Source organism: Mycobacterium sp. (genome assembly GCF_040509115.1).
Lineage (GTDB): Bacteria > Actinomycetota > Actinomycetes > Mycobacteriales > Mycobacteriaceae > Mycobacterium.
Map to the genome: position 1 here is coordinate 1 of NZ_JBEVLO010000349.1, position 4,337 is coordinate 4,337.

1 protein-coding gene is annotated in these 4,337 nt (G+C 68.8%); it reads left to right on the forward strand.

Annotated features, from left to right (window positions below):
• On the forward strand, positions 1 to 4,337 hold a 4,337-nt coding region (locus ABW137_RS24440; RefSeq protein ID WP_526404043.1), incomplete at both ends, for a non-ribosomal peptide synthetase.

Below are 4,337 nucleotides of genomic sequence, written 5' to 3' on the forward strand. Positions count from 1 at the left end.
CGAATACCACGACCACCAGCACTACCGCGCCCCCACCGACGCCGTCCAAGAAATCCTCACCAACATCTACACCCACACACTCGGCGTCGAACGCGTCGGCATCGACGACTCCTTCTTCGACCTCGGCGGCGACAGCATCTCCGCGATGCGCTTGACCACCGCCATCAACGCGGCGTTGGACACCGACCTGTCGGTGCGCACCCTGTTCGACGCCCCCACCATCGCGCAGTTGAGGCCGCTCCTCACTGAAAGTGCTACGCGGCGAGCACCATTGACGGTCGGCGAGAGGCCCGACGTCATCCCATTGTCGTTCGCCCAGAGCCGGCTGTGGTTCATCGAGCAGATGCAGGGCCCTTCGGCGGTGTACAACATGGCGTCCGCATTGCGGCTTGCCGGGGAACTCGACGCCGACGTGCTCGGCGCAGCGTTGGCCGACGTGGTGGCTCGCCACGAAAGCCTGCGCACGCTGTTCGTCGCACCCGACGGCGTGCCCCAGCAGTTGATAATCCCCGCCGAACGAGCCGAATTCGGATGGGAGGTCGTCGATGCGTCAGCGTGGCCGGCCACGGCGCTTGACGAAGCCGTCGAGGCGGCCGCACGCGAAGGGTTCGACCTGGAGACTCGGATTCCCTTGCGGGCGAGGTTGTTCCGCATCGCCAACGACGAGCACGTGCTGGTAGCCGTGGTGCACCACATTGCCGCCGACGGGTGGTCGATCACCCCGCTGGTGCGCGACCTTGGCGAGGCCTACCGGGCGCGCCGAGCCGAGCGCGCCCCGCAGTGGGCGCCCCTTCCGGTGCAGTACGCGGACTACACGCTGTGGCAGCGCGCACTGTTCGGCGACCTCACCGACGGCAACAGCCCCATCGCCGGGCAGCTGGCCTACTGGCAGGATGCCTTGGCCGGAATGCCGGAACGTCTCGAGCTCCCCACCGATCGGCCCTACCCGGCGGTCGCCGATCAACGCGGCGCCAGCGTGGCCGTGGAGTGGCCCGCCGAGTTGCAGCAGCTGGTGCACGAGGTCGCCCGCGCGCATCACGCAACGAGCTTCATGGTGGTTCAGGCCGCCCTGGCAACCCTGCTGTCGCGGATGAGTGGCAGTTCGGATGTGGCAGTGGGTTTTCCGATCGCCGGTCGCCGCGATCCCGCTCTCGACGAGCTGGTCGGCTTCTTCGTCAACACCCTGGTCTTGCGAGTCGACCTCGCCGCCGACCCCACCGTCGCCGACCTGCTCGATCAAGTGCGCCGCCGCAGCCTAGCCGCCTACGAACACCAGGACGTGCCCTTCGAGGTGCTCGTCGAGCGACTCAACCCCACCCGATCCATGACGCATCACCCACTGTTCCAGGTGGCGCTGGCCTGGCAGAACCTGCCCGGACTCGCCGACGCGAGCGAGAAGCGGAGCGGGATCGCGCATGATCACGCGAGCGAGAAGCGGAGCGGGATCGCGCATGATCACGCGCGCGAGAAGCGGAGTGGGATCGCGCATGATTACCTCGCCGAGGGGTTGGACCTTGGCGATCTGCGTGCCACGCCAATGTCGGTCGACACCCATACCGCTCGAATGGATCTGGCGTGGTCCCTGGCCGAGCGTTGGACTGCCACCGGCGATCCGGCCGGAATCGCAGGGACGGTCGAGTTCCGCACCGACGTGTTCGACACCTCCAGCATCGAGACGCTGACCGAGCGGCTCCGGCGAGTACTGGTGGCCATGACCGCGGACCCGACGGCGCGACTGTCGGCGCTGGACGTTCTCGACGCCGACGAACACCTCCACCTCGACACGCTGGGCAACCGGCCGGCTTCGAGCCCGTCCGCCAACCTGGCGGTGTCGATCCCTGAGCTGCTCGGCGCTCACGTGACGCGCTCGCCCGAATCGGTGGCGATCACCGACGGTGCGCGGTCGGTCACGTACCGCGAACTCGATGACGCGTCGAATAGGTTGGCGCACCTGATGTCCCATCACGGCGCCCGACCGGGACGGTGCGTGGCGCTGACGGTCAACCGCTCCACCGAGGCCGTCGTCGCGATCCTGGCGGTACTCAAGACCGGGGCTGCCTACCTACCCATCGATCCGGCGGTGCCTGCCCCGCGACTGCAGTTCATGCTCACCGACGCGGCGCCGATCGCCGTTGTCGCCACCGCCGACTTGGTGGGCCGGCTCGACGGATGCGGGCTGCCCGTCATCGACGTCGACGACCCCGCGGTGGGCGCTCAGCCGACCACTCCACTGCCGTTGCCCGCCGCCGATGACATCGCCTACGTCATCTACACGTCGGGCACCACTGGGGTGCCCAAGGGCGTGGCCGTCAGTCATCACAACGTCACCCAGCTGTTGGGGTCGCTCGACGCCGGGCTGCCCGCTGCCGGGGTGTGGCCCCTGTGCCACACGTTGGCCTTCGACGTCTCGGTCTGGGAGATATTCGGCGCTCTGTTGCGCGGCGGACGCCTGGTGGTGGTGCCCGAGTCGGTGGCGAGCTCGCCCGATGAGTTCCACGACGTTCTGGTCGCCGAGCGGGTCGACGTCCTCACCCAAACCCCCTCTGCGGTAAACGCGTTGTCGACCCAGGGGTTGGAGTCGGTGGCGTTGGTGGTGGTCGGCGAGGCGTGCTCCGCCGACGTGGTCGATCGATGGGCGTCCCGCGGATCCGATGAACCAGATCGGCCTGCAGGCGTGATGATCAACGCCTACGGTCCGACCGAGACGACCATGTGCGTGGCGATCAGTGCCCCGCTGACCCCGGGGCCGGGTGTCGTGCCGATCGGCTCACCGGTGCCCGGCGCCGCCCTGTTCGTCCTGGACACATGGTTGCGGCCGGTGCCGACCGGGGTGGTCGGCGAGTTGTACGTTGCGGGTGCCGGAGTGGCGTACGGCTATGTGGGCCGTGGCGGCCTGACGGCCTCGCGCTTCGTGGCGTGCCCGTTCGGAGGCCCCGGGGTGCGGATGTACCGCACCGGTGACCTGGTGTCGTGGGGTCCCGACGGCCAGTTGCGGTATCTGGGTAGAGCCGACGAGCAGGTCAAGATCCGCGGCTACCGCATCGAGCTCGGTGACGTTCAGACGGCGCTCGCCGCGCTCGACGGGGTGGAGCAGGCAGCGGTGGTCGTCCGTGAGGACCGCCCCGGCGACAAGCGCCTCGTCGGCTACCTCACCGGAACCGCCGACGCGATCGCGGCCAGGAACACGCTCGCCGAACGACTGCCCTCGTACATGGTTCCTACCGCGATCGTGCCCCTGCCGGCCTTGCCCTTGACCGCCAACGGCAAGCTCGACACCCGCGCGCTGCCCGCGCCGGAGTACCTGGACGGCGGGCAGTACCGCGCACCGGGGGATGCGGTCGAGGAGACCCTCGCAGGCATCTACGCCGACGTCCTCGGCCTGGAGCGGGTCGGCGTCGACGACTCGTTCTTCGACCTCGGCGGGGACAGCATCCTGTCGATGCAGGTAGTGGCCCGCGCACGGGCGGCAGGCCTGACGTGCCGCCCCCGCGACGTCTTCGTCGAGCAGACCGTGGCCCGACTGGCCCGCATCGCCACCGTCACCGATCACCAGGGCCCGGTCGACGAGGGCGTCGGGCCGGTGCCTGCCACGCCGATCATGCACTGGCTGCACGACGTCGACGGCCCGACCGACGAATTCAACCAAACCATGGTCGTCAACGCGCCAGAGCGGGTGACCTACGCCGACGTGGTCGTCGTGCTGCAGGCGCTGCTCGACCGGCACCCCATGCTGCGCCTCTCGGTCGACGACGACGGGGCGGGCGACTGGTCGATGCACGCACTGGAGCCAGGCGAGGTCGACGCGGCGAACCTCGTGTACGGGGTTCACGCATTGTCCGACGACGCAGTGCGGCTGGCCAGGTCCCAGATGGATCCCAGCGCAGGGAGGATGCTCAGCGTTCTGTGGGTGCGTTCCACGCGCCAGGTGGCGCTGATCGTTCACCACCTGGCCGTCGATGCGGTGTCCTGGCGAATCCTGTTGGAGGACATCAATATTGCCTGGGCGCTGCACAGCAGCGGGGAGCCGGTCGTACTTCCCGCGACGGGCACGAGCTTTGCCCGATGGGCGTCGGTGCTGACCGAGCGCGCCACGGCCGCCACGGTGGCCCGCTTCGCCGACAGCTGGAGGGACACCGCCGCTGCATCCGCCGTGCTGCCTGCGGTGCAACCCGGCATCGACACCTATGCCTCCGCAGGACATCTGGCGGTGTCGTTGGACGTCGAGACCACCCGGCGGCTGCTCGGCGAGGTACCCGCCGCCTTCCACACCGGAATCAACGACATCCTGCTCATCGCCTTCGCCCTGGCCTGCCACCACTTCCTCGACACCCACTTCC